This is a genomic window from Streptomyces sp. WAC 04229 (assembly GCF_003947455.1).
Taxonomy (GTDB): domain Bacteria; phylum Actinomycetota; class Actinomycetes; order Streptomycetales; family Streptomycetaceae; genus Streptomyces.
The window spans coordinates 1-23,759 of record NZ_QHJH01000009.1 but is presented as its reverse complement, the minus strand read 5'-3'; the positions used below and the strand labels follow the sequence as shown (position 1 = coordinate 23,759).

At 65.5% G+C, this 23,759-nt stretch carries 19 protein-coding genes; 8 read left to right on the top strand and 11 right to left on the bottom strand.

What is annotated here, in order from left to right; genetic code table 11:
* Positions 1 to 347 precede the first annotated feature (347 nt).
* From DMH12_RS04150 to DMH12_RS04130, 5 genes are read left to right on the top strand one after another with little or no spacing between them, the layout of a single operon-like run.
* Positions 348 to 2,147 (top strand): hypothetical protein, encoded by a 1,800-nt coding sequence (locus DMH12_RS04150; protein WP_125490163.1) that lies wholly within the window; start codon positions 348 to 350, stop codon positions 2,145 to 2,147.
* Positions 2,147 to 4,297, top strand: a complete 2,151-nt coding sequence (locus tag DMH12_RS04145; protein ID WP_125490162.1) for a DEAD/DEAH box helicase family protein — start codon at positions 2,147 to 2,149, stop codon at positions 4,295 to 4,297. The genes DMH12_RS04150 and DMH12_RS04145 overlap by 1 nt, the downstream gene beginning before the upstream one ends.
* Before the next feature lie 60 nt (positions 4,298 to 4,357).
* Complete coding sequence (locus DMH12_RS04140; RefSeq protein ID WP_125490161.1) at positions 4,358 to 4,543, top strand: hypothetical protein; 186 nt, start codon at positions 4,358 to 4,360, stop codon at positions 4,541 to 4,543.
* Positions 4,540 to 6,618, top strand: a complete 2,079-nt coding sequence (locus DMH12_RS04135) for an AAA family ATPase (protein ID WP_125490160.1) — start codon at positions 4,540 to 4,542, stop codon at positions 6,616 to 6,618. Before DMH12_RS04140 ends, DMH12_RS04135 begins: the two co-directional genes overlap by 4 nt.
* Positions 6,618 to 7,091 carry a DNA phosphorothioation-associated protein 4 gene (locus tag DMH12_RS04130; RefSeq protein ID WP_125490159.1) on the top strand — a complete coding sequence of 158 codons (474 nt, stop codon included), beginning with the start codon at positions 6,618 to 6,620 and terminating at the stop codon, positions 7,089 to 7,091. Before DMH12_RS04135 ends, DMH12_RS04130 begins: the two co-directional genes overlap by 1 nt.
* Positions 7,092 to 7,140: 49 nt before the next feature.
* Here the strand turns inward: DMH12_RS04130 and DMH12_RS04125 are convergent, their stop codons facing one another.
* From DMH12_RS04125 to dndB, 6 genes are all read right to left on the bottom strand, one after another.
* Positions 7,141 to 8,106 carry an HNH endonuclease gene (locus tag DMH12_RS04125; protein ID WP_125490158.1) on the bottom strand — a complete coding sequence of 322 codons (966 nt, stop codon included), beginning with the start codon at positions 8,104 to 8,106 and terminating at the stop codon, positions 7,141 to 7,143.
* 13 nt (positions 8,107 to 8,119) lie between these two features.
* A complete protein-coding gene (locus DMH12_RS04120) occupies positions 8,120 to 9,826 on the bottom strand; it encodes a hypothetical protein (protein ID WP_125490157.1) in 1,707 nt (568 codons plus the stop codon).
* A 122-nt stretch (positions 9,827 to 9,948) separates the two neighbouring features.
* A complete protein-coding gene (gene dndE / locus DMH12_RS04115) occupies positions 9,949 to 10,326 on the bottom strand; it encodes a DNA sulfur modification protein DndE (protein WP_125490156.1) in 378 nt (125 codons plus the stop codon).
* A complete protein-coding gene (gene dndD, locus DMH12_RS04110) occupies positions 10,316 to 12,346 on the bottom strand; it encodes a DNA sulfur modification protein DndD (RefSeq protein ID WP_125490155.1) in 2,031 nt (676 codons plus the stop codon). Before dndD ends, dndE begins: the two co-directional genes overlap by 11 nt.
* Positions 12,333 to 13,931 (bottom strand): DNA phosphorothioation system sulfurtransferase DndC, encoded by a 1,599-nt coding sequence (gene dndC, locus DMH12_RS04105; RefSeq protein ID WP_125490154.1) that lies wholly within the window; start codon positions 13,929 to 13,931, stop codon positions 12,333 to 12,335. Before dndC ends, dndD begins: the two co-directional genes overlap by 14 nt.
* A complete protein-coding gene (gene dndB, locus DMH12_RS04100) occupies positions 13,928 to 15,067 on the bottom strand; it encodes a DNA sulfur modification protein DndB (RefSeq protein ID WP_260474042.1) in 1,140 nt (379 codons plus the stop codon). The genes dndC and dndB overlap by 4 nt, the downstream gene beginning before the upstream one ends.
* Before the next feature lie 249 nt (positions 15,068 to 15,316).
* Between dndB and dndA the strand changes: the two genes are divergently transcribed.
* A complete protein-coding gene (gene dndA, locus DMH12_RS04095; protein ID WP_221763107.1) occupies positions 15,317 to 16,471 on the top strand; it encodes a cysteine desulfurase DndA in 1,155 nt (384 codons plus the stop codon).
* A gap of 13 nt (positions 16,472 to 16,484) precedes the next feature.
* Here dndA and DMH12_RS04090 read toward each other — a convergent pair whose 3' ends face one another.
* The gene (locus DMH12_RS04090; protein WP_125490153.1) at positions 16,485 to 17,921 is read right to left on the bottom strand and encodes a DNA phosphorothioation-associated putative methyltransferase; all 1,437 of its coding nucleotides are present in this window, start codon (positions 17,919 to 17,921) and stop codon (positions 16,485 to 16,487) included.
* A 126-nt stretch (positions 17,922 to 18,047) separates the two neighbouring features.
* Between DMH12_RS04090 and DMH12_RS04085 the strand changes: the two genes are divergently transcribed.
* Positions 18,048 to 18,230: a hypothetical protein gene (locus DMH12_RS04085; protein WP_125490152.1), complete on the top strand. Its 183-nt coding sequence runs from the start codon at positions 18,048 to 18,050 to the stop codon at positions 18,228 to 18,230.
* Positions 18,231 to 18,811: 581 nt separating this feature from the next.
* Here the strand turns inward: DMH12_RS04085 and DMH12_RS04080 are convergent.
* From DMH12_RS04080 to DMH12_RS04070, 3 genes are all read right to left on the bottom strand, one after another.
* Entirely contained in the window at positions 18,812 to 20,503 is a 1,692-nt protein-coding gene (locus DMH12_RS04080) for a bifunctional 3'-5' exonuclease/DNA polymerase (RefSeq protein ID WP_125490151.1), read from the bottom strand.
* A gap of 85 nt (positions 20,504 to 20,588) precedes the next feature.
* Entirely contained in the window at positions 20,589 to 21,335 is a 747-nt protein-coding gene (locus tag DMH12_RS04075; protein ID WP_125490150.1) for a Clp protease N-terminal domain-containing protein, read from the bottom strand.
* 69 nt (positions 21,336 to 21,404) lie between these two features.
* Complete coding sequence (locus DMH12_RS04070; RefSeq protein WP_125490149.1) at positions 21,405 to 22,037, bottom strand: LysE family translocator; 633 nt, start codon at positions 22,035 to 22,037, stop codon at positions 21,405 to 21,407.
* A gap of 132 nt (positions 22,038 to 22,169) precedes the next feature.
* Between DMH12_RS04070 and DMH12_RS04065 the strand changes: the two genes are divergently transcribed.
* Positions 22,170 to 23,306: a DUF2786 domain-containing protein gene (locus DMH12_RS04065; protein ID WP_125490148.1), complete on the top strand. Its 1,137-nt coding sequence runs from the start codon at positions 22,170 to 22,172 to the stop codon at positions 23,304 to 23,306.
* A gap of 24 nt (positions 23,307 to 23,330) precedes the next feature.
* Here the strand turns inward: DMH12_RS04065 and DMH12_RS04060 are convergent, their stop codons facing one another.
* Positions 23,331 to 23,750, bottom strand: a complete 420-nt coding sequence (locus tag DMH12_RS04060; RefSeq protein WP_260474051.1) for a hypothetical protein — start codon at positions 23,748 to 23,750, stop codon at positions 23,331 to 23,333.
* Positions 23,751 to 23,759: the final 9 nt, after the last annotated feature.

Here is a 23,759-nt window from a genome sequence, read left to right as displayed (position 1 = left end):
ATCAGACCCGTCGCTGAGGTCATGGCTCCGGCTTCGCAGAGCTTTTGGATCCGATCTGGAGCAATACTCGCTACATGGAGGCGTGGGTGAGGCTGTAGGACCGCAGCCGCCGTTCCGCGGCTGCTGCAGTTCAGGAACCGTGGATCGGTTCAAGGCATCGCCCGTAACGTTGGAGGCATCAGTGCTGTCGCTGGTGTACCAGGAGGGGGGAGAGGCACAGGGGTGGGCTGTGGAACGAACAACCTAATGGCGCCTTAAACGCGCGGTGACTGGCAACCCGATCGCCGCGTGTGGTGAGGCGCTGCTCCCAGCGCGCTGACCATCGTCCACCCCTACCTCTGAAGGCCATGAACGCATTCGACCGTTGGTACAAGGGGCTCAGCAGCTTCAACCGAGACCTCGTCCTGCAGCACTTCTGCGCAGAGGATCCAGTTCCGCTGGGCGAACTTGCGTCTCAGCATGCCCTTCTTCGGGAGACTGCGCGGCAGTGCCGAAACTTCCTCATGGACGAGTTCAACCGCTGTGTCGAGGGGGATTCGGTTCTCCGTGTCTGGATAGAGCACGCTGAGCTTGACCTGCGGAAACCTTGCCTCGTCAGTTCGTTTCTGGACCGCCACGCCTGGCTTGGCGAGAACATTGGGGACAGGCTCACCGTCCTCCGCCTGTTCACCGGCATGCGCTGGCTGGACGCAACCACCTCCACGTCCCCGACGGGACAGTGGATCTTTATGGATGATCTGGAAGAGTGCGGCGCCGCCACGGTGAGAGCCCTTGATCTTGATGTCGACGAGGTGATGAGCCAGTCGACAGCCTCTGCTCTTCTCGACGCACACCAGGTGCCTGTCCCCAGCGATCTCGACACCCTGGGGCAGTGGCTGAACCACTGCGGTCTTGACTGTGAGGGCACCCAGATCTCGTTGACTCGCTCCAAGCCCCAGCCGACTGAGACCGCTGTCGTCCCTGGCGGGCTGTCCGAGCTGGTTGAACAGCTGTCCGCCCTCCTCCTAATAAACAGAAACGGCGAGGGTACTCTTACTCTCGGTGACCTGCTTGGCGAGGCGGAGACGGCGGACGGGGAGCTTGGAGTGGTCTCGCGCATGCTCCGCGACGCGACCTTCACGGCGGGCGAGGGCTGGGTTGTGCCGGATCGCTCCACCGATTCCGAGCGCCGTCGGGCAGTGCGAAGCGAAGGAACCTTGGCGGAGCAGAATACTACGGAGGGTAGTAGCCCTTCGAGTGCGACCGAAGAAGTCAAAAACAAGGAAGCCGAGAGTGACGGATCCATTCCGCTTGCAGGCATGTTGGAGGATGCCGGCGAAGCGGGCCTGGAGGCGTCGCCTGGAGATCTCATCGCGCAGCTCCTCGAAGGCTGCGCTGAGGGCATGAGCACCTCGCTCATCGAGGGTGCACTGGACGGCGTCGTGCCACAGGGAGAAGTGACAGAGGCGCTCTTCACGGATGTGCGCTTCGCGATCACGGCCAGGGGAGCCTGGTGCCTCCAGGACGGTTCCGACACGACTGCACCCTCCGCTGCAGTGATCCCGGCCCAGGGACTTTCCTCCCGAGAAGAAGAAGCGTCCGCCTCGACCACCGAGGCTGCTGGCGGCGTCGGCTCGCGCGGCGGGCTTCAGCGTGAGCGCGAGCGCCTCGACAAGGTGGAGGCCGCCTTGCGCGAGGCGGACACCCCGCTGACTGTCGAGGAACTGAAGGAGCGCACGGGCGTCGCCATCGGGATCCAGTACCTCCGGCAGCAGATCGAAGGGGATGCCCGCTTCAGCCGGAGCCAGCGGAACCAGTGGGCGCTGACCGAGTGGCACCTCCCGGTGTACAAGCCGATCAAGGAACTGATCTCTGACATGGTCGATGCGCACGGCGGCCAGGTTGAGGCAGACAAGGTCGTGGCGCTTCTCCGCCGAGACTTCGACATCAAGGAGTCCAGCCTGCGGGCCGCCATGTCCATTGCGCCCTTCACCGCACGCGGAGGGATCGTCCGCCGTATAGGTGAAGACCTGGACACTGGCTCCGAGGAAGCAGCTGTCCCCGCAGTCCGCACCGCTGAGACCGATGCGTCGGCTGAGCAGCAGCCCCACCCCGTCGACGAGGCCCCCGACGTGGACGACCTCATGGACCACCTGGGGTTGTTCTGATGGCGGCTTCCCCTCTCCTCCGCGAATGCGGCGCGGAGTCCGACTACCGCAGCGACCGCAACAACCTTGTCGAGGACTTCTACCTGCCTGCCCTCGCCGCCTCCACCGCCTACGACCGGGCCGTCGGCTACTTCGCTGCGTCCGTGATCGCCACGCTCGGGCAGGGAATCGACGAGTTCACCTCGCGCGGCGGCACTATGCGGATCATCGCCTCCCCCTACCTTGACCCGGCCGACATCAAGGAGATTGAGGACGGCTACGAGCTGCGCAAAGTCCTCCAGCGTGCTGCCCTCCGCGACCTGGAGCAGGCGGTCGAGGACGCGCGGGCAGCCCGCGGCCTCGGCAAGCTCGGACGACTGGTCGCCGAGCGCCGAGTCGATTTCAAGCTGGCCTATGTCAAAGAGCGTGGCCGCGTTGGCATGTACCACGAGAAGATCGGTGTCTTCCGGGACGGTCGAGACGTCATCGCCTTCAAGGGCAGCGCCAACGAGACCCGCTCCGGTCTCGTGGGCAACTTCGAGGCGATCGAGGTCTATCGGAGCTGGGACCCGAGCGATGCACGCCGGGCCGCGCGCATAAGCAAGGACTTCGATGACCTCTGGGAGAACCGCACGCAGATGCTGCGCGTCATCCCGTTCACCGATGCCGCCAAGGTGATCGTCGAGCGCAGCGCCCGGGCCACCGCCGACCAGTACGAGCTGGACGACCTCCCGACCGGCGGAACCCCCATCCGCACCACGCCGCTGCCTCCTCCTGGCACGCTTGCGATCCCGCCAAGCCTGAAGGTTCGCGACTACCAGAAGGAAGCTGTCCAGAACTGGTTCCGCAACCAGTGTCGAGGCATCCTCCGCATGGCCACAGGCACGGGCAAGACCCTGACCGCACTTTCCGCTGCCTCCCAGCTTGGCACGCTCCTTCGGAAGAACGATGCGTCCGCCTCACTCCTCACCGTCGTCGTGGCCCCGTACCAGCATTTGGTCGACCAATGGGCCAAGGACATCGAGTGGTTCGGCGTGACACCGTTGCGGGCCTACGAGGCGACCAGCAGATGGTCCCCGCGCGCTCACAGCCTGCTCCAGAACATTGCTCTGGGCGGTACGCGAGGCGGCGTCATCGTCACCACCAACGCCACCTTCGGCGGCGATGCCTTCCAGAACCTGCTCAGCTCCTACCAGGGGCACCTCCTCCTCATCGCGGACGAGGCCCACAACCTCGGTGCCGCGCACCTGCGTACCCGCCTCCCGGAGAAGGCCCAGTACCGCCTCGGCCTCTCAGCCACCCCGGAGCGCTGGTTCGATGAGGAGGGCACCGACGCCCTCACCGACTACTTCGACCGAGTCGTCTTCGAGATGGGCATCGGCGAAGCCATCCGCCGTAGCGCCCTGTGCCGCTACACCTACACGCCCATCCTCGTGGAGCTGGACGACGAAGAAGCCGAGCTGTACGCAGAGACCAGCGCGAAGATCGCCCGCCTGATCGCGGCCGGCACAGACCTGAAGGAGACCGCCGACCGGGACAGCCCGCTCGGCCGACTTCTGAAGAAGCGCGCCGACATCATCGGCCACGCCCGCGGCAAGCTAGAGATCCTCCACGCGGAGATCGAGAGGCGCCGGGACACGAGCCACCAGCTGATCTACTGCGCCGAGGGCAAGCACCCCCTGTTCTACGAACACGGCACCGACGGCTCGCGTCAGATTGACCAGGTCATGGAGATGGTCGGCAACGAGCTGCACATGCCCGCTGCCCGCTACACCTCGGAGACCAAGCGCTCGGCGCGCCTGGACATCCTGCGCCGCTTCGAGAACAACGACCTCCAGGTCATCTCCTCCATGCGCTGCCTGGACGAAGGCGTGGACGTCCCGGCCTCCCGGACCGCCTACCTCCTGTCCAGTTCCTCCAACCCCCGCCAGTTCATCCAGCGCCGCGGCCGCGTCCTGCGCAAGGCGCCCGGCAAGGAGCGCGCGGACATCATCGACTTCGTCGTCGTGCCGCCTGCGGGCGGGGACGCGATTCAGTACGAGACCGAACGCAGCCTGCTCCGTCGCGAACTGGCTCGCGTCGAAGAGTTTGCCTACCTCGCTGACAACGAGGGGGACACGCTCAATGTCCTCCGCCCCGTGCGCGAACGCTACGGCCTCTTCGACACCTGAGCCCTCACTGCAAGTGCCCCCATTCCTTCCGTACCCGCTACCTCGAACCAGGAGTACCCCGTGAGCGACGAAACAGCCGGCCAGCCTCCCGCACGAACGGTGCGCGACGTCCTGAACGAGCTGCCGCGGGAAGCCAAGGTCCTCGTCCAGAAGGTCATCGACCTGGAGACCGAGAACATCCACATCAGGGAGACGACCAAGGTCGTCCCGAAGATCGTCGACGCCGTGAGGGAGCTGACCAAGTGAAGCTGCTCAAGCTGACGCTGAAGAACTTTCGCGCCTTCTACGGTGAGCAGGTTCTCGACCTGTCTGTGGAGGAGGGCAAGCCCGCCGTCCTCATCTTCGGTAACAACGGTGCCGGCAAGACCACCCTGCTCAACGCGTTCGCCTGGGCCCTGTACGGCACCTTTTCGGAAGACGTGGAACAGCAGCATCGCGTCATTCACGACAAGGCATGGGCGGACACGGCGTTCGGGGAGGACATTACGGCCTCCGTTCGGCTGGACTTCGAGCACGACGGGACCCGGTTCTCCGTGGTCCGCCACGTCACTGTTATCAAAGAGAAGGCGGAGCAGGAGCCAGTTGAGCCTGAGCTGACGGTCACGGAGATCGGGACGGATGGCGAAGCCCAGAGCATCCTCAACGGCCAGGATCGGATCGAGAAGATCCTGCCCAAGGGCCTGCGTCAGTTCTTCTTCTTCAACGGTGAGCGCATGGAGAAGATGTTCTCCGGCGACGTGAAGCGGGAAGGCGAAGGCAAGAACCAGGAGGTCCAGAAGGCCATCAAGACCCTTCTCGACTTGGAGGCCATCGAGCGTGCTCTGGAGGACCTGCCGAAGGTCTCCCGAAAGCTCGCCAGCGAGATCGACTCCAAGGAGGACAGCAGGCTGAAGCAGCTGTCCGACCATATGGACCACCTCGCCACCCGCGAGAAGGAAGAGGTTGCAGAGATGCTGCGCCTCTCCGGCGAAATCAGCGCCTTCCAGAAGGAAGTCCAGGCCATTGACCGCGCCCTGCTCCAGAACAGGGAGGCGGAGCCGCTCCAGAAAAAGCGGGACTCGCTGACCCGCCGGATCAAGGCCGCGCACGACCGGCACATGGAGTACAAGAGCCGCAAGCGCGAACTGCTGTCGCGGCACGGCTTCCTGGCTCTGACCAGCGGGATCGACACTAAGGTGATTGAGCTCGCGGACGAGATGCGAGAGCGCCGCCAGCTGCCCGCAGGCATCCAGCGCAGCTTCATCGAGGACATCCTCGAAGCCCAGCTGTGCTTGTGCGGCCGTGAGGTTCGCGAGGGGACCCAGGAGTACGAGGAGCTGGACAAGCGCAAGTACAACGCCGGCCTCGAGGACGTCCAGGAGAGCTGGATGCGGGTCAGCGGCAAGATGAAGAACCTGGAGGAGAGGCGCCAGGAGATCCTGGAGCAGCTCACCCTCAACGCTTCCGACATTCAGAAGGCAGACGCAGAGATCAGCGAGCTGGAAGAGGAACGCTCCGATGTCGATCGGCAGCTGGAGGGGGTGAATATCCAGGACGTCCAGCGCCTCATCGAGCGCCGGAAGAACTACGCCTCCAAGGAGACCGACGCCCGCGTCGCGCACAAGGAGGCTGAGAACAAGGTCACCTCGATCAAGCAGGAAGCAGAGGCCACAGGCCGTCAGTACCGGAATGCTGAGGTCAAGAGCGAGAAGGCCCGCAAGGTTCAAAAGCAGGTCGAGCTCGTCGAGAAGGTGCGTGCCGCGCTGAAGGAGATCCTCGAGATCAAGACTGAGGAGGTCCGCGACCAGCTCGACAAGAAGGTCAAGGAGGTCTTCTCCCGGATCTTCATCAAGAGCTACGTACCCGAGCTGAACGACGACTTCGAGTTGGAACTGCACACCGCGAGCGGAGTTGCCATCCGCTCCACCGGTGAGAACCAGATCCTCGGCCTCAGCTTCGTCGGCGCGGTTTCCGAGGTTGCCAGGAACATCAGTGCTCGAAAGAAGAATAGGGGGGAGGCGACTATCGAGACCGGCAGCGGCGGTGTCTACCCGGTCGTCATGGACGCCCCCTTCGGCAGCCTCGACCTGACCTATCAGGAAGAGATCTCCAAGGCCCTGCCGGCGCTGACAAGCCAGATCATCACCCTGCTCTCGCAGTCGCAGGCGCGGGGCAAGGTTCTGGAGAACCTCCAGCAGGCCGCCAATCAGATGTACGTACTGCGCTCTTACACGCCAAACCAGTCGGCGGGTGAAGAGACGATCGTGATCAACAAGCGTGAGGTTCCGTACGTGTCACACGGCGACTTCGAGCACACTGTTCTGGAGAAGGTGACCTTCTGATGGCCTACACGGACCGATTCCGCCGGCCCCGGGCGCATGAGGACTTGCTCGGTAAGCTGACCGACAGAAAGACCGGGACGTTCGCGACCATGGTCGAGGCGATGATGTTCGCCGCACTGCTCGGCCGCCGCCGAGGCGAGCGCAAGCCGTTCGACGAGGCCGATGAGCCGATCCGCCTCGCGCTCATGGAGAGCCGGGACTACGGGGAGGTGCTCCTCGACATGCTCGGAGCCGTCGAGTGCCCCGACGACCCGAAGATTCTTAGTGTGGACCGCCAGCCTGAGCGGGTTCTCATCTTCGAGGAATACGCAAACGCCGGCCTGTCCCACCTGCAGACTCTCATAAACCGTCAGTCCGACCAGGACCTCGATTCGATCATTTCGAACCTCGTCATCGAGGGTCTTCAGACGCCACCGACGGAAGAGAAGGACGACGTGGCCGACATCCTGACCAGCGCTGATTTGGACTGGTAGTGGAATTGGTGGGGTGTATCCCGTCACCCATGGGATGCACCCCACCAAATCAAAATCGACTCTTGTGGAAGTTCTGTGCGTAGGTTTTCGCTCCTACGAACCGTTGATTACGCCACGGGTCGTGACTATCGCAGTAGACGGCACAGTTGGTGGGGTTTATTGCCCCGGATAGACGTCGGGGGGCTACGAATAGTTCTGCATTGTCGATGTTTGCTTTGCAGCCAGAATAGTCCTCACAGCGCCCCCGCATCTTTACGAGTCGAACGACCCAGAGTGGGCGAGGAACGCTGATCCTGCCCATGTTCGGATGGTCGAAAGTGCCCGCGTATGCGGACGGAGTTCCGTAGAGGTCGATATGTGAGGACTTCTTGCGGTTGCACCATCCGCAGGCAAGCCTCAAGTTGTCCAAGGAGGTTTCTCCGCCGATGGCCACAGGGCGAATATGATCCACCTGCGGAAGGAGATCTACTGGCCTGAGTCCACGCGGCCGAACGAAATCAACCGCGATTGGAGGATCTACTTGTGACGCGTCGGATACCCATAAAAACCGATCTCTTGCCGCGGCTGTGAACAAGTATCCGCAGAGGTAGCATCTAGGGTTCGGCTGACTGTTCCAGATCTCCCTGCGTTCTTTCTTTGTGAGCTTTCGTCGGTCGACGCTCCGGCGGAACTCAATCTCGGGCCATGCTGTCTGTGCGACTGCCTTTGCCAGGTGGGAGATCTCGTCCCAAGGCGTGCCCCTGTGGTCTTCCTGGAGGGCTTGGCGAATTTCTCTGTAGAAATGGGCGTAGGTCAATCCGGTGTCGGTCTCGTAGGCGGCAGTATCGACGATTCCGTTTATGTACCAGAGGGCCCAGGTGGAATGTATGTCGGACTTTAGTAGCCATCCCAGCGGGCCGTGTGCATGCTGGGGGACCGACTCTCTTGCGAGGGCATGGATCGGGGATGTTTCCCATGGGTAGCTGAAGGCTTGTTGGGCTACCGTGATCCATGAGGCCAAGGTGCGGGTGTCCATAGTGAGCCCTTGATCAGGGCGTGTAGTTCTCTACGCGCGGAAGACGCTCCGGATCCTTGCGATACTCGACCCAGACTTTTGCCCACTTCTCACGGACTGCTCGCTGGTCTTTCTTTAGTCCGACGCGCCAATCTCGGTTGAAGTACTGATTGTTCACATCTTCGAGCCAAGACTGAACGGTGGAGCTGACATCCTCGATAGAATTCAAGGTCATCTTGCGCTCGGTGAGGAACTGGAAGTAGTCGGCGGCCAGGATCGTCAAATGGATCTTGTTGTAGAGATTTGACGTGGTATTTCCCCAGGCGTTATGGGCGTTCTGGTCATCGTCACCGAATCGATCCCTGATCTCCCAGAAGAATCGAATGGCGACGCCACGCCAAGGGCCATCCGGGGCTTTCCAGATGCTGTATTTCTCTTCCAGGCTGCTTCCGGCGGAAACAAGATCGGAGCTCTCAAAATGCTTCCGACGCCAAACGTCGGCGAAATCGACGGATCCGCCGAAGATTTTTCCACCCCTTAGCTCACGGAAGATAGACGTCAGAGACTTCAGGACCGTCCACTTGAGTAGGTTGCTGGCGTCGCCCCCAACGCCGGTCTGTACCAGTCCCATGAAAGGACTCTCGCTAGAGCGGGTCATGTAGGCAACAGCTTGGGAGTCGTCGAAGGGGATACCAGCGCGGCGCAGTCGATCTGCGACGGGTTCCGTCTCCTCCTTCGATAGGGAGGTCGAGACGATGGTACCGAGCAGCGCCGGTTGCATGGGAGTGGCCTTCTGGTTCACCACTACGAACTGGAAGACATGCTCCGAAGGGTTGGAGTCGAGCAAGAGTGAGATCGGGAGGAACCGGGCCTTCGATTCGAGGACCTGCCTGTGGGCTAGATCGGGTTCGGCGCCACTGTCGACCTCTACGGTTGCAAGGTCCATCCCTTGCTTGGAGTTTGCGAAATCTTCTGCGGCGCGGACGGCTCCATGCAAACGGTGCTGGCCATCCACCAGTACCACGGGGCGCAAATAGCTAAGCAGAGCGTCGATTGTGAAGCCGGCCAAGTTATCCGGGCGCTGTGGAGGGGGCATCTCCTGAAGGATCGATGCCCTTATCTTCAACTCCAGGTAGAAATCAAGGATCTGAGTCTCTTCAATGAGGAGAGCAGAGGCGAGATCAGAAACTGGATCGATGCCCTCGGTAGGGAAGGAGTCGCCGTCAGAGTCCTCCTGGTCGGATTCTTCCTCTTCGGGAAAATGCTGCTGCACGGACTCGCTTTGCTGCCGGGCTTGGTCAAGAATTGCCCGGCGGCGGGCGGCATCGATGTGTTGTTCCCGGAGAGCAGGGACCCGCTCCTCTAGTCGCGCGCACACGCGATCGAGGGCCTCGAGCAGGGTGAGGTTCTCCACCGACTCGGTGCGGATGGTCAGGATGCCGAACTTGGGCTGCTCAGCGTTAGGTACGAAGCTGACGGCTGTGGGGTCTTGAAGGGCAGCGAGGAGCGGGTTCTGAACTACATTTCGTTCTTCGCTGAAGAACTTGGCCAGTTCACGCAGGCGCCCTTGATTTTCTTCCCGCTGCCAGCCAACGGTTTCACTGTCGCTGAGTCGGCGTCGCTGAGGGACGCCGACCCATCGATCAATGTCGGTTGCTTTGGCCGAGAAGAGCAACAGCGGCTTACTGGTCGCGGTTTCCTGTGAGACATATACCGGATACTCGAACTTCTCCTCGGGCATGCCTCTTCCCCCCTGGGCTGTGGTGAGCGACATGGAGGATCTTACATGTGCGTTGCGTCACTCAGGGGTAGTTCTAACAGGGCCAAGGTCCCGCATGGGTACGCGCGCTCCTCGTAGCGCGGTCACGTCGTAGCTGCCCCGAGGAGCCCCTCGATCGCCGTCATTTCCTTGTGCGCACCCAAGTACCCGATCCCCCGGGCCAGATGGATCGTCAGCGTCTTGGAGACATTCTCGTCCGTCGGCTCCAGTCCGTCGGACACGCAGCGCTGCTTGAGCAGGGCGAGGTAGAGGTCTCCGTGAGGCCCAGCGAAGGTCTTCCAAGACATCTCGACGTTGGAGTCGGTGACGACCTCACGGACAAGGGGAGTGGAGGCGTCCGCCAAAGAGAGGGTCAGGGCCCAGCGGCATAGGACGTTCCACTGGGTGATGCCGGTGGTGCGCTTCAGACGGCTCAGGCGGTCCTTGCTTGCGGTGGCGAGGCGGATGCTCTCAAGCGACATTGCTGGCTCCTACCTTCCACCAGTAGCCCTCGACGACGGTGGTGGTGAAGGTGGTGTCGTCGTGGACCAGGGTGTAGGTGTGGGCGACAGACTTCTTGAGGCGGCCAAGCAGGTACTCGTCGATCTCCTCATCGGTGGAGAGGAGGAGGACTTGGTCGCTGGCGTATGGGAAGTATCGGTCCACCAAGTGCTCACGGTGGCGGCTGTCGAGCCGGCCGAGCGGCGTGTCGATGACGCTGGGCAGGTGGTTGCCGGCGACCTTCATCAAGCCCCAGAGGAGGGAGACAGCGAGTAGCTGGCGCTCGCCCGCGCTGAGACGGCCGGGGTCGATCGGCTCTCCGTCGGTGTCAGCCAGGGTCAGCGTGAACTTGTCGGTATCGATGCGGAGGTCGTTCACCAGGCCCTGCTTGCGCATGAGGGTCTGGAAGCTCGTGAGCATTGCTACCTCGAGGCGGCTGATGTGGCGCTTGAGGAGGGCATCGCCGAACTGTTCTAGTGTCTTCCGGGCCTTCTCCGAGTACTTGATGATCCGCTCGACCTCTTCGGCCTTCACCTTGGTGCGGACGAACTCTTCGTGGGCACGCTGCAGGGAGGCGGAGACGTATTCGAGGCGGCGCTTCAACTCGTCGACGGTGTTGAGGCTGTTCTCGTGCTCCCGTTCCAGCCGTGCGACTTCCTGGAGCTGGTCTTCACGCTCCTTCTGAATGGCCTCGACCTTGCTCTGGGCCGGTACACCCGCCAGCTGTCGCGCCAGCTGCACATGCTCTTCGGCGGCTTCCGCAGCCTGCTGGAGGAGTTCGGCGGCTCGTGCCTTGTCGCGACTGAGTGCCTCGTCGAGTGCCGACAGCTGGGGGAGCGTGTCCGGGGAGAGGCTGAGATCCACCTTGAGGCCGGCGGACTTGGCGCGCTTGGCGCGGTCAGCCTCCAGTTTCTTTATTACGGCGGCCTTCGCCTCGGAAGGGAGCATGTCCAGAAGCCACTGGTCACGCTCTTCGAGCACCCCCAGTACCTGGTGGGACTCGGCTGCTTTCCGCTCACGACCAGCCTGCTTGCGCAGCTCCTTGAGGTGGCTTTCCATCATGAGGAGCGGAAGCGGGCCTGCAGCCAACTGGACGAGAGAGCTGCGGATTTCGGCGAGGCGAGCGGACACCTGCGCGTACTCGCGCTCGATCTCGACGCGCCGCTCGAAGAGGTTTCCACCCTCCTGCTTGTAGGCAGCCTCCAGCGTTTCGAGAGCGCGCCGAGCTTTGACTAGCTCGCTGTTGCGCTGCGCTGCCTGCTGTTCTGCGTTCTCCAGAGAGGCGTCGGCCGCCTGCCGTTCCTGCTCCTCCGCGTGGATCTTGTCCATCAGGTGCTGCTCTTCGTCCGACAGCTTCTGCCGGCGCTGGAGCGCGAGCAGGTCCGTACGGAGCTGCTGGACGGTGCTGACACCGAGCAGCGAGTTGATGGCTGACTCGATGACCGATGCGGCGCGCTCGGGGTCGGCGAGCGATTCGATCTTCTCTCCGTCGAAAAACGACAGCGAAGCGACTTCGAGGGGGAGCAGGCTCTCGATGTGATCGGCCCACTCCTGGCTCAGAACCCGGCTGTACTTCAGCTCAGGTTCGACGTGCTGTCCTGGCTTCGCCCTGGAGCCGTACTTCTCATCGACGAACGCGTTCACGAATTCCTTGAGCGCCGTCTTGCCGCTGGTGTGCCAGCTGCGGACCACCTTGTAGTAGTGCTCCGTGCCGTCCACCGTGACTGTGAACTCCAGGATGATCTGCGCACCGCGGGCCGGGTCGGCCTGCCGGTTGATGCTCTGGCGGAGGTACGTCTCGTATGACTTGCTGCCTCGACCGCTGCAACGTGCTCGCGGCCCGTACAGTGCCAGCTGGATGGCGTCGAGGAGGGTCGTCTTACCGCAGCCATTGAGGCCGCCGATGAGGACGATTGGCTTGTTCTTCTTGGTGGTCAGATCCAGCGACTGGGTGCCGCGGTAAGCCCCGAACTCTTCGAGAGTGATCTTACGCAGGAGCATCGATATTGGTTTCTTCGTCCAGGGTCAGGTGGGTCTGCGATTCCTCACGCCAGTTGTTCTTGCGCTGCGCGAAGTCGATGGCGTCGGCGCTGTCCTCGTAGTAACCCTTCTTTACGGCGGTCTCCAGGGCTTGGAAGAGGCCAGCGCGTCGGGACATCGTCCGGTACTTGCGCTCGACGGAGAGCAGCTCACGGACCATGCCGTAATGCAGGTCGTCGTCCTCGCAGAGTTCCTTCAGGAGCTCCATCTCGTCCGCGCCCATGACGAGCTGCTCATCCAAAGGTCCGCCCGGGAAGTCGTCGCCCGTGGACTCCTTGTAGATACGGGGCAGGGAGTCCTCAACCTCGTGTTTGTCGAAGACCCAGAGGCGGCGGATCTCGTGCAGCTCGTCGAGGGTGATCAGCTCGATGTTCTTGACGTGCTCCGGCGCGTTGGCGCGGATCCACGTCTGGGCATCCAGCAGGTCCTTGAGCCAGTCCTGGCGGAACTTCTGCAGGTACGGTCCGTGGATCGGGACCTCTTCGCCGTCGGTCCGGCGCGTGTAGACCATGACCTTGCCGTTCATGCGGCGGAAGTCTCGGGCTGGCTGGTCAGGGCGGGGGTACGGGAGCTTCCGGCCGGCGGGGAGTCCTTCCTCGCCCTCTTCGAAATAGCCGAATGGGGCGTCGAGCTTGTCGCGGAGGTCCAGGAGCGGCCTCATCCACTCCTTCTCCTCGTCGTTCTGGATCATCGCCGACATTGACTTGTCCTGCTCGACGAGCGTGCACGTCCAGCACCCGAAGCGGCTGGAGCCGCACGAGGGAGTGGTCGAGTCGACCACGAGCGGGCACTCGCCATCGCCGGAGGCGCCCTGGTACATGGTGAGGAGATCCTGATTGTTGTAGCCCCACGGGTTGGGCTTCTGCATCAGGTACTCCCAGACGTCATCGTTGGTCCAGTCTTCGACCGGGCTGTAGACGAGGGAGTTGGGAAGGTTTGCATTGGGGGAAAGACGATCACGGACGCGTCGCTTCTCGTGCTTCTCCATGGCGCGGGCGCGCGCCTGGCTCTCGGTCTTACGGATACCGAGCACCATGATCGCCTCGCCATGTGCTGCCACGACGTTCCGGATGAAGGAGTTGGAGGGCTTGATCTTGAGGCGCTCGGTGCACCAACGGAACTTGGGGCGCGGCGCCGGGTAGCCCCGACCGATCAGGTTGACCCAGAAGGTGTCCTTGATTTCCGGCGTCAGGCGATGAGGCTCGATGGGGAGGCCCTGCTCGGCGGCGGCTTTCTCCATCGTCACCAGGGATGTCGTCACCCACGCCGCGACGACTGGGTTCTCGACGAGGGTGTCGGTGCTGATGACGTGGACCGTCTTGGTGCGCTGCTCCGCCGGCAGCGCGGCGATGGCGTTCCATACGAGTTGAAGGACCGCGGTGGAGTCCTTGCCGCCGCTGTATCCGATGACCCAGGGCACCTGGTCGGCGGTGTAGAGCTCACGCACCTCGTCTGAGAGCTTGGCGATGACCTCTTCGAGGGGTTGCCCGTCGAACGGCTTCCGCCGGACAGGCGTGATGCCGAGTTGCAGAGGGATGGTGCTCATGCCTCGCCTCGCAGGTATGCGTCCTCTACCCGCTGCTCTTCGGGGCTGAGGCCGAGGCGCAGGTGATTTCGCAGGTAGTTGACTGTAAGAGTTACATTTTGGTGGCTCTTGGAAACGCGGCCGCCGACGATGGCGCGTCCCTCCCAGTCTGCATTCGACCGAGTCCAGTCGACCTTTTTCAGAGGAGAGAGTTTCCGTTTCCATTTACTGGGCGCGATGGATTCCCGAAGTAGGGAATTTCCGATGCGGCCGAGAGCGTGCAATGCGATTCCGTGACTGTGGATGAAGTCGCGCCGCATTTCGGGTGCCGAGAGCTCTCGCTTGCGAACCATCTCCCACTCGGGAAGTGTCGTGTCGATGTGCTCCCAGTACTCCTGCGCCAGCTCAGCTGCGGCGTCTGCCGCGATCTCCAGGCCCTGGAGGAGGGACTGGGTGCCGTAGTAGAGAGCGCTCAAGGTGAACATCATCCGGGAACGGGCGGAGAGGGTGCTCTTCTCCATCTCGACGTATCCCTTGAAGATCTTGCACTGGCCGGCCAGTGTGCGTGCGACCTGAGCTTCGCCGTCCCGGTGGTCGTAGAGGACGCCGATGGACCGGGCAGGCCGCACCGCGTGCCGGTTTAGGTCCGCGAACATCTGCTGCGAGCGGGCGAGTCCTGCGTCATGGAAGAACACGACGGCGATCGTCTCGTTGCCGATGTCCGGGTTCTCCTTGAGGGCGTGCTCGATGGCTGCGCGCCGATGCTGGCCGTCGTTGATCAGGAACCGAGAGTCCATGGGGATGCGCAGCTGCCCGGTACGGAAGGCGTTGCCGTCGGAGCCGAGATGGTCGAACTCCACGTCGCCGTCGACGGATGCGGTCAAAGCACTGAAGACGTAATCCCCTGGATTGTCCAGAATGTACTTCGTAAGTGCCGGGAGGCGCCCCTTGTTGAGGATCCGCTGGGCGCGCAGTTCCGGCGAGAGCTCGTCTTCGTCGAAGATAAAAATCTTTGGGATGAGGCGCAAGGGGCACATCGAGACGTAATACTCGCGTCCCGCCTGGATGCCGCGGATCGCAGGGAACGTGTACTCGAACCCCGTTGAGGTGCGCGGAGCTACGACTCTGGTCGCTGGTGCCGCTGCTTTGATCTCCACCCGGCCACCTTAGCGTACGTCATCTGGTTAACGTACGAAGCTTGCTGAAGTTACGTTACCTTCACGTACGTAAGGCCCACCGGCATGTCAGGGGGGACGCCCGGCTCGAGCGAAGAGTGTCCCTGCGCGGGAAGACGTACGTCGATGTCTGCGTTGGCAACTCTAAGGCGCCGCGCTGTGCGTCAGGCGAGCATGCGTGTACGTTAACGGTTTGACGTACCCGGTAACGGGTTGATTGCTCTGGGATGGGTGAGCGCGGTGGTGGCGTATCTGGATGTGGCGGCGACGACCCGTGTGGAGCCGCGGGTGGCTGACGTGGTGCTCCACTGGATGACCGAAGACTTCGGCAACGCCGGCAGCCGCACCCATGAGTACGGAGCCCGGGCAAAGAGAGCGGTCCAGGAGGCCAGGGCGTTCCTCGCCGGGACGGTCGGTGTGAGGACCGAAGAGGTCATCTTCACCAGTGGAGCGACGGAGTCCAACAACATCGCGCTGCTCGGCATGGCCCCGTATGGCGAGAAGTACGCCCGAAAGCACATCATCACCTCCGCCATCGAGCACAAGGCGGTCATCGAGCCTCTGCTGCATCTGCAGGAGAAGCAGGGGTTCGAGGTCGACTTCCTGGAGCCCGGCCCCTCTGGGCGGATCTCCACGGAGGCCGTGCTGGAGAAGCTGAGGCCGGACACCCTGCTCGTCTCGCTAATGCACGTGAACAATGAGACGGGCGTCATCCAGCCCGTGGCCGAGCTGGCGGAGAAGCTCCAGAAGACCCCGACTTATCTCCACGTTGACGCCGCGCAGGGGTACGCGAAGGTTCCCGAGGACCTGAAGGCGCCCATTGATTTGACCAGCATCAGCGGCCACAAGGTCGGTGCACCCAAGGGGATCGGCGCTCTGGTGACCCGGCGTCGCGGCTGGAACAAGGTGCCACTGGAGCCGATCATGTTCGGTGGCGGGCAGGAGCGAAAGCTGCGCCCGGGGACGCTCCCCGTGCCACTGATCATGGGACTGTACGAAGCAGCCAAGGTCTTCCAGGAGAACCGGTCGCGTTGGGAGCGGGACGCCAAGGAGATGCGGGAGCGGCTGCTCGCCGCGCTCGGGAAGACCCGCTTCCAGATCAACGGCGATGCCGACCACGCGGTCCCGCACATCCTCAATGTGACCTTCGACGGGCTGAACGCCGAGGCCCTGATCGTACGGATCAAGGATCAGGTGGCCGTGGCGACTGGCTCCGCATGCACCAGCGCCTCGTACACGCCGAGCCACGTGCTGACCGCAATGGGCCTCCCGGAGGAGGTGGCCACCAATGGCCTCCGCTTCTCGTGGTTCCCCGGGCAGGTCTCGGACTTTGACCCGGACGGCTTGGCGGAGACGATCGCGTACATGCAACCGGAGGCCACCTGACGGTTTGAGCTGCTCAGTCTTCGGGGCGCCGGACCAGCCGGTGTCCCCGAAGCATGCGCCCGCACCTGGTCAGTTCGGCCTCCCACCCATTCTCGGTGCCGATCAGGTGCGGATTCTCGTAGAGGCCAGCGCGCAGCTCGGACTCGGTCAGACGGCGGTAACGCGGCACGTCCGGGTCGTCGGGCGCCAGGAATTCGTGCTTGCGGTGGAGCAGAGGACGGTTGGCGGAGTTCGCGTAGGACAAGTGCGAGGTCTCGAGGGTCTTGAGATCTACGAGGTACGAGGACGTGATCCGCGGGTGTGGGTCCTTGTCGAATTCCGGGTAGTCGAGCCAGCTGATGGCTCGCCCCTGGTGCTTCAGCTTGGCGATGGTCCATTCCTGAGGGCGGCCGGCGGCGACGGAGGCGCAGTGCTCGTACAGGCGCAGGACTGTCGGCATCCGGCCGATCGCCCGGCGGTGCACGTACAGCGCGGTCGGGGTGATCTTGCCGACGCTGGATGCGTTCATGGCGCCCCGGATATAGGTGTCATCCCGGAGTTTTAGGAGCAGACGGTCGGAGCGCCTGCAGGCTTCCTTGTACGAGGTGAAGAATGAACGGACGTCGAGCTGGATGCCGAGGGGGAGGCTGCTGAACGGACCTCGGCCGTTGAAGAGCTCGACGGCGAGGAACAGCAACGTGTTCAGCGTCGTGCGCTTGGCGCCCTCGGAGACCCTCTCGGCGTCGGCGGAGTCGCGTATGAGGCGCTTAAGTTCGCCGGGTTTCAGGTGTGCGAGCTGTTCCGCCATCGGCCGGGGCATCTCGTCGACACGGGGCGGGCGGCCACGCCGTTCGACGTAGTCGAGCAGCGAGGCGATAGCGGAAGTGGTATCGGCTGAAGCGAGCCACTCGGCGTCGGGGACGATGCGGTGTGCGAGGTAGTCCAGTCGAGCTGAGTCGTCCTTGAAGGCGTACACGATGCCGGGGGCCGCTGATATGCAGCGCGTTCCTGTGACCTCCTCGACATAGAACCGGAGCTCGTCCGGGCTGAAGAGGTGCTGGAACGTCTGCCGGCTGGTGAGGAGGCCGTCGCCGTACTCCTGGCCGCGGACTTTGGACCGCTCCCAGGTGAGGCGAGCCGAGACGATGAGTACGGAGGCGGCGAGCCTCCATGCCTCCTTGAGCGTCTGCCGACGCTCGACGGGGTCCTCGATGATGTTCAGGACGTAGGTGAGGAGGACGACGTCGGAGAGGGCCACCGGCGCACTCGAGCTGTAGTAGGGGTCCCAACCGGTGATCTTGCAATCGAGGCGCTGGAGGGAGGCGACATCGCCGCCCCGGCCGCAGCCGTAGTCGAGGATCGTGCGGTCCGCGTTGAGCTGGCGGTCGGCTAGAGCCTGGCGCGCCGGCACGGAGAGGCTGGAGCGACCGATCGCGGTGCGGCGGCGGTCGCTGTTCCATGACTGCTGCATGTCGGCCTCGTCATTCGAGGAAGGGGGGCGGGTCGCAGCATAGGCAGGGCGGCGGTACGGGCGAAGAGGTTTCCGGAAGCGGAGGTTTCCAGCGCGTCCCTCGGTGCAACCGGTGAACTTGCCTGGTTGGCAGGCAAGACGGTTGGTATCGGCACTGTCGTTGCGATGTCACTCGCGCTCATCCAGGACCAGTCGACGCCCGGGCAGCGGGGCGTGACTACCCCGGCAGCGACGACGCTGCGCACCCTCGGCTCGGCGGCTGAGGCGAACGGCATCGCCGTTCTCACCGCGGCCCTCGATACCATCTAGCACCAGGATCAGCAGAACCGGGCGCCCTGCGTTTGTTGCCGCTTCAACCGTCGTGGCCGTCCTTGCTTCGGCCCTGTCGGCACCCCGCCGCCGTACGACCACTGGGTGAGACCTGGACCGCTGACCCCAGAAGATTAGTACTCGCCCCGGCAGTGTGACTCCTCTGTGGCGATTTCCTTGGGTCGCGGCATCCGCCCTGACAGTTCGGACGCTTGCTGGTATGCGGGCGTAGGTCTGAAGCGTGAGCGCTGCGTGAGCGGACTGGGCGGCACCACGGCGGATCGGGCGTCATGCTGATCAAGGCTTCAGGTCTCTGATCAGCGAGAACAGGACTCGGTGGCACCGCCAAACACAACCCGGCACGATCTTGCAGGCCCTCGTAATGCGTAGGTCTCGGGTTCGAATCCCGAAGGCGGCTCCATTCGAAGTCCAGCTCAGACAGTATCTGAGCTGGGCTTTTTCGTGGTGTGTGGCCGGTGGTGCGTAGCCATGCGTCGTCGTCCGGGACGGGTGCCGCCCCCTGGTGAAGGGATGAGGTCCCGAGGGGGAGTGGGGAACGGAGCCGGCGAGGGGGCGGGCGCTCACTTCGCGTCCCCGTAGCACTCCACCACCGCCGTGGTGAACGGGAACCGCACCGGCGTGGTCCCGAAGGTCAGTCTTCCCGCCAGCTCCGCCGACTCCCGGATCGCCGCCACGACCGCGTCGGCATCCTCCGCGGGACAGTGCACGATCACCTCGTCGTGCTGGAAGAAGACCAGCTCGGCCGCCATGTCCGCGCAGTGCTGCCGCAACGCGGCGAGCAGTAGCAGCGCCCAGTCGGCGGCGCTGCCCTGCACGACGAAATTGCGGGCGAAGCGGCCCCGCGCGCGGGCGTCGGTGGAGGCGTAGCCCGGCACCCACTCGTGCGGGCGGTCCGGGGCGCCGGTGGGGTCGTCCTGCGGCAGGCCCGCCTCCTCGGCTCCGTCGGCCGCGCCGGCCGCCGGCGGGCAGGTGCGCCCGAGCCAGGTCCGCACGAGCCGCCCCTCCTCGCCCGCGCGGGCCGCGTCGTCCACGTACGCCACCGCCCGCGGGAAGCGGCGTCGGAGCGCGGCGAGGTTCTTCAGGCCGTCGCCGGAGGTCTGCCCGTACACCGCGCCGAGCACGGCGAGTTTGGCCTGCCCGCGGTCTCCGGAGAAGGCGCGGTCGGAGACCGACTGGTAGAGGTCGCTCTCCCGGCCGGCCACCTCCATCAGCCCGGGGTCACGGGAGATCGCCGCCAGTACCCGCGGCTCCATCTGGTCGGCGTCCGCGACGACCAGCCGCCAGCCGGGGTCGGCGACGACGGCCCGCCGGATCACCTTGGGGATCTGCAGCCCGCCCCCGCCGTTGGTCACCCAGCGTCCGGTGACGGTGCCGCCGGCCAGGAACTCGGGGCGGAACCGTCCCTCGCGCACCCAGTCCTGGAGCCAGGACCAGCCGTGCGCGACCCAGATCCGGTACAGCTTCTTGTACTCGATCAAGGGCTTCACGGCGGGGTGGTCGAGCGCTTCCAGCTCCCAGCGGCGGGTGGAGCCGACCTTGACGCCCGCCTGCCCGAACGCCTTGACCACGTCCGCGGGCAGGTCGGGCCGCACCCGGCGGCCGAACGCCACCGACACCTCTTCCGCCAGCTCGGCCAGGCGGCGCGGCTCGCCCCCGCCCGCGTACCGCTCGCCGAGCAGGTCGTGGAGGATCTCGCGGTGCACGTCGGCCCGCCAGGGGAGCCCCGCATGGTTCATCTCGGCCGCCACCAGCGTGCCCGCCGACTCGGCCGCGGTCAGCAGCCGCATCCGGTCGGGGTGGGCGGCCCGCTCGTGCCGGCGCTGCTGCTCGGCGTAGACGGCGAGCAGGTCGTCCAGGGGCAGGTGGGCCCCCTGCGGTTCGAACAGCGGGGACTGCGCGCCCGGCTCGGCGGAGCGCTGCGGCGGATCGGCCGGTACGGGGCCGCCGCGCAGCCGGGCCAGGGCCGCCGCGGCCGAGCGCGGCTCCCCGTACCGCCCCTCGTGGCCGAGGAGCAGGGTCTCGGCCGCCTCCAGGTCGTAGCACCGCTCGACTCGCACCCCCGTGGCGAGCAGGTGCGGAGCGACCTCGGCGGTGGACCGCCACACCCAGCGCGCGACCTCCGGCCTGCTCCGTACCGCCTCGGCGGGGCCGGCCTCGCGCCGCACCGGTCCGGCGGGCAGCCCGTCGGGGCCGAGGGGGGCGACGTCCACGCCACCGTCCTCGGCCACGGCGAGTGCCCACCGGTCGGCCATGCCGCGAGTGTCGCAGCAGGGTCTGACAACGCCCCCGCGGCGACCGGGGCGGCGTTGCCACCCCCCTCGGCCGCGACCGCGGGCGTCAGCCCTGGCCCTCCCCGCCGTCGTCCTCCGTCTTCATGAACTGCGCCAGTGCCTCCGTGACGTACCGCTCGGTCGACTCCTTGCCGATACCGAGTCCGCTCAGTACGCCCTCGCCGTTCTCGTGCTCCAGCAGGGCGAGCAGGAGGTGTTCGGTGCCGATGTAGTTGTGGCCGAGGCGGAGGGCCTCGCGGAAGGTGAGTTCCAGGACCTTCTTCGCGGCGGGGCCGTACGGCACCAGTTCCGGGACCTCGTCGGCGGCGGGCGGCAGCTTCCCCGTCGCCGCCGCGCGGATCGCGTCCAGGGCCACGCCCTGCGCGGTGATCGCCTTGGCGGCCAGACCGTCGCGTTCGGTGAGCACGCCCAGGATCAGGTGTTCGGGCAGGCCCTCGGTGGCGCCGGCGGCCACCGCCTCGTTGTGCGCGGCCATCACGGCGTTCTGCGCGCGCGGCGTGTAGCGGCTGAAGCCCTGGCTCGCGTCCAGGTCGGCCGACTCCTTGGGCACGAAGCGCTTCTGCGCCGCCTGCCGGGTGACGCCCATGCTCTTGCCGATGTCCGTCCAGGAAGCACCCGAACGCCGGGCCTGGTCCACGAAGTGTCCGATGAGGTGGTCGGCCACCTCTCCGAGGTGCTCGCCGGCGATGACGGCGTCCTGGAGCTGTTCGAGGGGCTCCGGGTGCACCTTCTTGATCGCGGTGATGAGCTCGTCGAGTCGTACGGATGACGTGATGCTCGGATTCGTCGCCATGTGTCAACCGTAGGTTGCATGCCGTGGAGCGTCAACCTTTGGTTGACACTCGCTCCACGCGCTCCTCGGCTACTTCGGGGAAGCCACCACCAACCGCACCGCGAGTCCCGTGAACACCGTCCCGGAGACGATGTTGAGCCAGCGGTTCACGCGGGCACTGCGCCTGAGCAGCCCCGCCAGCCTGCCGGAGAGCAGGCCCACGAAGCCGTCCCACAGGAACCCCATCACCACGAGCGTGCCGCCGAGCACCAGGAGCTGCGCGGGCACGTGACCCAGCGAGGGGTCGACGAACTGCGGCAGGAACGCCACGTTGAAGAGGATCACCTTGGGGTTGAGCAGGTTGGTGATCGCGCCCTGCCAGAAGGCCCGCCGCATCCCGGTGCCCCGGTCCGCCGCGTCCCCCTCGCCCGGCACCGAACGGTCCCGGAACGCCTTCACCGCCAGATACAGCAGATAGGCCGCGCCCGCCCAGCGCAGCACGTGGTACAGCGTGGGCAGCGTCGTGAACAGCGCCGACAGGCCGAGCGCCGCGGCGACCGCGTGCACCAGCATCGCGCAGGCCACCCCGAACGCGGCCATCACACCCGCCGTGGGGCCGCCCCTCCCGCCCATCGCCACGATGAACATCATGTCGGGTCCCGGAGTGACACAGAGCGCGAGAGCGGCGACGAGGAACGCCGCGTAGAGAGTCATGTCCACCATGCCCGCCATGCTCGGCCCCACCGAACCCTGCGCCGGTCGAATTCCGAGGAGTGAGACCGGCATCGCGGCGAGCCCGGCCGCCCATCCCCCTCCACCACAAACCCACCCCCGCCGGCATGGCACGATCGCCGGGTGAGTACGTCCCGCACCGTCGACCGCGCCTTCGAGGCCGCCCTGTACGACACCGCCGAGCACGCCCTCGACACCGCCGCCTCGCTGCTCGCGGCCGACCCGGCGGCGGACGCGGAGCTGGCGCGGCGCGGTGAGGAGTTCGTGGCCACGGCCTGGCGGCGCGGCTGGCAGCCCGCCGACCTCGTGCGCATCGTCCGCCGCGAACTGTACGACGTGCACGTACGGCTGGTCGCGGCGCTGATCCGCGCGCAGGCACCGCACGACCGTGCGCGTGGCCCCCGCTGGGCGGCGCAGCTCGACGCCGTACCGGACGGGGCCGCCCCGCCCCGCGCCGACCGCTTCTCGCACGCCACCGCCGTACTGGAGCTGTACCGCCTGCTGCTGCGGCTGCCCACGCTGGAGCCCCTCGACGCGGGGGAGACCGGGCGGCCCCGGCAGGAGAGCCGCCCCGAGTCCCGCGCCCTCGCCCGCATCCGCGCGCTGCTCGCCAAGGCGGAGGCGACCGGGTATCCGCAGGAGGCGGAGGCGCTGAGCGCCAAGGCGCAGGAGCTGATGGCCCGCCACAGCGTCGACGAGGCGCTGCTGTCGGCGCACGCGCCCTCGCCGGACGCCCCCGGCGCCTGCCGGATCGGCGTCGAGGCGCCGTACGAGCAGGCCAAGGCGGTGCTGCTGGACGCGGTGGCCGACGCCAACCACTGCCGGGCGGTGTGGAACGAGCCCCTCGGCTTCTCCACCGTCGTCGGTTTCGAGGCCGACCTGGAGGCCGTCGAACTCCTCTACACCTCACTGCTGGTGCAGGCCGAGGCCGCGATGACCAAGGCGGAGGCGGCCCAGCGGGCGTGCGGACGCAAGCGCACCAAGACCTTCCGCCAGTCGTTCCTCGCCGCCTACGCCCACCGCGCGGGCACCCGGTTGCGGGCCGCCGCCGCCGTCGCCGCCGAGGCCGGCAGCGCCGGGGACGTGGACCTGCTGCCGGTGCTCGCCTCCCGGGACGTCGCGGTCACCGACCGGCTGGAGCGCATGTTCCCCGAGACGACCACGACCCGGCTGCGCGGCGCCGGTGACGCGGCCGGCTGGACGGAGGGCACCCGCGCGGCCGACCACGCCGAGGTCGGCCGCCGACGGCCCCTGCGGTAGGCGGCCACCGGAGCAGGCGCGGGTTCAGGAGCCGAGGCCCTCCGTCGGCAGCCCCGGCGGCAGCGACCCGCCCTCCGACTTGGTGTACGTCTCCTCGCCGAGACCGCCCTCCCAGATCATCTTGAGGGACTTGCCGTCCACCGACCCGACCGTGCCGGTCGACCGCTCGTCGCTGCCGTCGGTGCACTTGAGGCGGACGATGCGGGTGCCGGCGTCCTCACCGGCGGTGCCGCTGCACACCGTCCCGCCGGTGGCGAAGAGGGCGGCCTTGCCGCCGGTCACCATCAGCGCGACGGCCTGGCCGTCGGTGGTGGCCAGCCAGCTCCCCTCCAACTCCCCGGCGTCGGACGGCGACCCGTCGCTGCCGCTGCTCGGCTCCGTGCTCGCGGACGCCTCGGGCGCCGCCGAGGACTCGCCGCCCCCGCCCGAGGCGTCCGCGAGCACGGAGCCGAG

Bases quoted from the DNA above. Each gene is read 5' to 3' on its own strand.
- DMH12_RS04150 (WP_125490163.1), top strand. From the start codon at position 348: ATGAACGCATTCGACCGTTGGTACAAGGGGCTCAGCAGCTTCAACCGA.
- DMH12_RS04145 (WP_125490162.1), top strand. From the start codon at position 2,147: ATGGCGGCTTCCCCTCTCCTCCGCGAATGCGGCGCGGAGTCCGACTAC.
- DMH12_RS04130 (WP_125490159.1), top strand. From the start codon at position 6,618: ATGGCCTACACGGACCGATTCCGCCGGCCCCGGGCGCATGAGGACTTG.
- DMH12_RS04125 (WP_125490158.1), bottom strand. From the start codon at position 8,106: ATGGACACCCGCACCTTGGCCTCATGGATCACGGTAGCCCAACAAGCC.
- DMH12_RS04120 (WP_125490157.1), bottom strand. From the start codon at position 9,826: ATGCCCGAGGAGAAGTTCGAGTATCCGGTATATGTCTCACAGGAAACC.
- dndE (WP_125490156.1), bottom strand. From the start codon at position 10,326: ATGTCGCTTGAGAGCATCCGCCTCGCCACCGCAAGCAAGGACCGCCTG.
- dndD (WP_125490155.1), bottom strand. From the start codon at position 12,346: ATGCTCCTGCGTAAGATCACTCTCGAAGAGTTCGGGGCTTACCGCGGC.
- dndC (WP_125490154.1), bottom strand. From the start codon at position 13,931: ATGAGCACCATCCCTCTGCAACTCGGCATCACGCCTGTCCGGCGGAAG.
- DMH12_RS04090 (WP_125490153.1), bottom strand. From the start codon at position 17,921: ATGCAGCAGTCATGGAACAGCGACCGCCGCCGCACCGCGATCGGTCGC.
- DMH12_RS04080 (WP_125490151.1), bottom strand. From the start codon at position 20,503: ATGGCCGACCGGTGGGCACTCGCCGTGGCCGAGGACGGTGGCGTGGAC.
- DMH12_RS04075 (WP_125490150.1), bottom strand. From the start codon at position 21,335: ATGGCGACGAATCCGAGCATCACGTCATCCGTACGACTCGACGAGCTC.
- DMH12_RS04070 (WP_125490149.1), bottom strand. From the start codon at position 22,037: ATGGTGGACATGACTCTCTACGCGGCGTTCCTCGTCGCCGCTCTCGCG.